Genomic DNA, 3,755 nt, shown 5'->3' with positions numbered 1-3,755 from the left:
CCCCCACCCCGCGACACCGGGTGGGGGCGGCCGTGGCTGCTCGTACGGCAGTCAGAACACAAGGAGACGGCCCCGGGGATTAGGGCCCCGGGGCCGTCGAGGACCTGAAGTGGAGGCCCTGTTGAACACCTTCAGCATCGCACGTCTGGCCGCCGACGGAGACTCCGACCCGATCATGGACGAGGCGCTGCGCCGCGTCCGGCAGGGCGGAAAGCCGTGAGCGCCTGCCCGCCGTGCGGCGGGAAGGGCGGGAAGACCGAGGACACCAGCTCCGGCGGGGTGTTCCGCAAGTCCTGGAAGCGCTGCGACTCCTGCAACGGAACGGGGTCCCGGTGAACACGATCGCGATCACCCTGGGCCTGACCGACGCGGAGCGCGCGGCGCTGTCGAAGAAGCTCGCCGAACAGAACAAGCGTTCCGAACAGAACCGCCGATGAGCAACAGCAGCAGCGTGTACGAGCGGTACATGGCCGCCGCCCGCGTGCACCGTGAGCACGCCGCCACCTGCGCCGTCTGCACCGGTGACCGCCGGTGCCCGGCCGGGGAGCGGCTGTTCCGGCTGTTCAGCGGGCTGCAGGACCAGTACCTCCACCGCCGCCGAGGCTGACGCGGCGGGCGCGCTGGAAGGTCAGCCCGCCGACCGGGAAACCCGGTCGGCGGGCCGGTGATCACCAGCCCTCCCCCGTCTCCCCTTCTTCTGCCGCCTGCGCGCGGCCCCCATCCCATCTCTCCCGGACGAGAGGACCACGCCATGGACTGGCGTCACAACGCGGTCTGCCGCGAAGAGGACCCCGAGCTGTTCTTCCCCATCGGCACCACCGGCCCGGCGATCTTGCAGATTGAAGAGGCTCGTGCGGTCTGCAACAGGTGCCCGTCGAGGGACGCCTGCCTCCAGTGGGCGCTGGAGTCGGGACAGACCGACGGCGTCTGGGGCGGCATGAGCGAGGACGAGCGCCGCGCGATGAAGCGCCGCGCCGCCCGCCAGCGCGCCCGGAACGCGGCCTGACGGTCTGCCGGCTGCCTCCTGCGCCCATCCCCCACCCCGGTACCCCCGGGGCTGGGGGATGGGCGCGGTCGTGGGGAGCCGGACAGCCCGGACCACCAGCAAGAGGAGTCACCATCATGGCTACTTTGGACAGCTTCTCCCGCGACCTCGGCAACGTCATCGGCGAGGCCGCCGAGCACGCGGTCGCCAAGACCCAGGCCAACGCCCTGGTCCAGGCCGCCGCGACCGGAGGTGCCGACGCCGTCGCGGCCGTCGCCCAGACCATGTCGACCGAGGAGCTCCAGCGCGCCCAGGCGTACCTGCAGCGCTGACGGCCTGACGGTTGCCTCCCCCGCCCGTACCGGCACCGCCGGGGACGGGCGGGGTGCGGGGAGCCGGACAGCCCGGATCCGCAACAGGAAGGTAGGGCCGTTCATGTTCCGTCGGCTGCGCGACACCGTCACCGAGGTCCAGGGCCACCGCCGGCTCACCCGAGGCATCAACGAGGCCATCGAGTCCGGCGACCAAGAGGCGCGGGCCGCCTTCACCTCCGGCACCGGGACCCTGGCCGCCGCGCTGACCCGCCGCGGCCGCGAGACCCGCGGCGCCGAGATCTACGACTACGGCACCCAGGTCGCCGCCGCCGGCGGCGGGCCCGAGCGGGTCCACCGCCTGGCCCGCGACTGACCCGGCCCGCCCGCACGGCGGGAGCGGATCACCGATTCCTGTCCGCCCCCCTGCACCACGGGACGACCGGCCGCCCGCACGACGGGCAGCTGGCCTTCTTCATGCTCCGGCCCGGGGAAGAGTGCCCAGGGCCCGGCCCTCCCAGAAGAGAGGACGACCGCATGTCCCGCACCATCGCGCTGACCCACGCGCTCGACGAATCCGGCCTCACGCCGAGCCCGGACCGTTCCGCCCCGGCCGGGCCGGACGCCCCCGCGCCCGCCGCCGACATCAGCCAGTACCACCACCCGCACTTCCTGCGGGCCGAACCCGGCCCCCGCGACACCACGGTCTACTCCTTCACCGCGTTCACCGGCCGGGAGTGCGAACCGCGGACCCCGCTCGCCATGTACGAGGACCGGGCGCTTGACCGCGGGCAGCTGGAGGCGATTCGCACTCAGTACGAGGTGGCCCGGATCCTGTGGTCCAAGGCCCGGCTCCGGGACCGCGCGGTGCCCGTCCTGCGCACCGCGGCGCCGCTGTGGGCGGCATGGGAGACCGCGCACACGGCGCTGACCAACACCTTCGGCGCGTTCTGGGAGACGCCGGACGGTATGTGGCGCGCGCAGCTGCTGCGCCTGGGCGACGCCGAGACCGCTGCCCTCGACGCGGCCCGCGCGTGGGACGCGGTCGCCGGGAAGCTTGCCGTCCTGGCCGAGGACCAGGCCGCCGTCGCCGGGTACGACCACGAACTGGCCCTGACCACGGTCGCCTCGGAGATCGGCATCGACGCGAGCGCCTGGCTCATCGCGCCGGTGAACGAGTACGGCGACGGCGTCTGGAGCATCGACACCCCCCTCGTCCACCAGGCCCGCACGGAGATCGCCGTGCAGCGCGGCCGTCTCCTCGACGTCGCCGCCCTCGCCGGGGACCGCGAGCCGGTCTGACAGCTGCCTCCCCCGCCCGTCCGGCACCACGCCGGGACGGACGGGGCGCGGGGAGCCGGACAGCCCGGACCGCCAACCACCCCGGAGGAAACATGACCGAGACCGCGCCGGAGACGATCTTCTACACCGCCGACGTGGTGTGCGTCCGCGGCGACGACGTGTTGCTGATCGAGCGTGGCTGGCCGCCCCATCAGGGCAAGCTCGCTTTGCCGGGTGGGCACGTCGACGAGGGCGAGACGTCCCGGGAAGCTGCCGTCCGCGAGCTGCTGGAGGAGACCGGGGTGAAGGTCCCGGTGGACGACCTGGTCCTGGTCGGCGTCTACGACGCGCCCGGCCGGGATCCCCGCGGTCGCTATGTCAGCGTCGCTTACCTGGCCCGCGTCCCCGCCGACACCATCGCCCGCGCCGGCACCGACGCCACCGCCGTGCGCTGGGCGCCGCTGAACGACCCCGGCGACGACCTCGCGTTCGACCACGGCCTGATCCTCCGGGACGCCGGACGGCAGCTGGGTGACCGGGACCGGGTCCTGGAGCAGCTCCTCGCCGAGGTGCGGGAGCTGCGACCTGAGCCGTGGCCCGAGGACGTCTTCGCCCGCTACACCACCCTGGCTGGCGCGCACGTCGACCTGTTCCGGGCCGCCGACGGCTGGCCGCAGTGGCGGTGCGCCGCCTGCCCGGCCACGAGCGTCGGCGCCTACACCGGCCCCTTCAACGACCCGTTCGGTGACACCGAGATCCACCGCCAGGCCCAGGACCACGCGGCCCGGTGCCGCGCTCTCCCCAAGCCCTGACACCCGCCCCGCCCCGCTGTTCGAAGGAGTTCATTCCATGGCCGGGATATTCGCCCGCCTGACCAGCCCGCTGCGCCACATCGACGCCGACCCGGACCAGCTGGTCCGGGAGGCGTACCAGCTGTTGAAGGACGCCGAGAGCAACCAGGGCCTGTGGCCCGCGATGTCGGCGTACAGCGATATGGCGAGCGTGAAGATCCAGCTCGCCCAGTACCTCAAGCAGCACCACGGGCGCTGACCACGCCGCGGGCCCCCCCGGCCCCGTGCGGCGGGGGCGGCGGGTGTGCCGCCCCCCCCCCCCCAGTGTGGTGGGGTCGGTGGCCGTGAGGCGGCTATTGGTCGGCCAAAAAAAAATGGCCCCGCGCT

Annotated in this window: 7 protein-coding genes; all 7 read left to right on the top strand. The window is 73.4% G+C overall.

Annotation, left to right across the window (positions count from 1 at the left end):
- The first annotated feature begins 433 nt into the window (after positions 1-433).
- Positions 434-607: a hypothetical protein gene (locus ACFXAZ_RS31370; RefSeq protein ID WP_351501155.1), complete on the top strand. Its 174-nt coding sequence runs from the start codon at positions 434-436 to the stop codon at positions 605-607.
- Positions 608-751: 144 nt separating this feature from the next.
- Positions 752-1,006, top strand: coding sequence for a WhiB family transcriptional regulator (locus tag ACFXAZ_RS31365; RefSeq protein WP_351501153.1), 255 nt, complete (start codon positions 752-754; stop codon positions 1,004-1,006).
- A gap of 116 nt (positions 1,007-1,122) precedes the next feature.
- Positions 1,123-1,317, top strand: a complete 195-nt coding sequence (locus tag ACFXAZ_RS31360) for a hypothetical protein (protein ID WP_384598037.1) — start codon at positions 1,123-1,125, stop codon at positions 1,315-1,317.
- Positions 1,318-1,420: 103 nt separating this feature from the next.
- Positions 1,421-1,672 (top strand): hypothetical protein, encoded by a 252-nt coding sequence (locus tag ACFXAZ_RS31355; protein ID WP_351501149.1) that lies wholly within the window; start codon positions 1,421-1,423, stop codon positions 1,670-1,672.
- A 161-nt stretch (positions 1,673-1,833) separates the two neighbouring features.
- A complete protein-coding gene (locus ACFXAZ_RS31350) occupies positions 1,834-2,598 on the top strand; it encodes a hypothetical protein (RefSeq protein WP_384598035.1) in 765 nt (254 codons plus the stop codon).
- Positions 2,599-2,690: 92 nt separating this feature from the next.
- A complete protein-coding gene (locus ACFXAZ_RS31345; protein WP_384598033.1) occupies positions 2,691-3,389 on the top strand; it encodes an NUDIX domain-containing protein in 699 nt (232 codons plus the stop codon).
- Between the two features lie 37 nt (positions 3,390-3,426).
- Complete coding sequence (locus ACFXAZ_RS31340) at positions 3,427-3,627, top strand: hypothetical protein (protein WP_351501143.1); 201 nt, start codon at positions 3,427-3,429, stop codon at positions 3,625-3,627.
- Positions 3,628-3,755 lie beyond the last annotated feature (128 nt).

The organism is Streptomyces sp. NPDC059477, assembly GCF_042749375.1.
Taxonomy (GTDB): domain Bacteria; phylum Actinomycetota; class Actinomycetes; order Streptomycetales; family Streptomycetaceae; genus Streptomyces.
The sequence above is the reverse complement of the archived record's forward strand: the minus strand, read 5'-3'. Positions and strand labels throughout refer to the sequence as shown.

What these genes read in the sequence shown, in the direction of transcription:
- ACFXAZ_RS31370 (WP_351501155.1), top strand. Translation starts at nt 434, where the DNA reads ATGAGCAACAGCAGCAGCGTGTACGAGCGGTACATGGCCGCCGCCCGC.
- ACFXAZ_RS31365 (WP_351501153.1), top strand. Translation starts at nt 752, where the DNA reads ATGGACTGGCGTCACAACGCGGTCTGCCGCGAAGAGGACCCCGAGCTG.
- ACFXAZ_RS31360 (WP_384598037.1), top strand. Translation starts at nt 1,123, where the DNA reads ATGGCTACTTTGGACAGCTTCTCCCGCGACCTCGGCAACGTCATCGGC.
- ACFXAZ_RS31355 (WP_351501149.1), top strand. Translation starts at nt 1,421, where the DNA reads ATGTTCCGTCGGCTGCGCGACACCGTCACCGAGGTCCAGGGCCACCGC.
- ACFXAZ_RS31350 (WP_384598035.1), top strand. Translation starts at nt 1,834, where the DNA reads ATGTCCCGCACCATCGCGCTGACCCACGCGCTCGACGAATCCGGCCTC.
- ACFXAZ_RS31345 (WP_384598033.1), top strand. Translation starts at nt 2,691, where the DNA reads ATGACCGAGACCGCGCCGGAGACGATCTTCTACACCGCCGACGTGGTG.
- ACFXAZ_RS31340 (WP_351501143.1), top strand. Translation starts at nt 3,427, where the DNA reads ATGGCCGGGATATTCGCCCGCCTGACCAGCCCGCTGCGCCACATCGAC.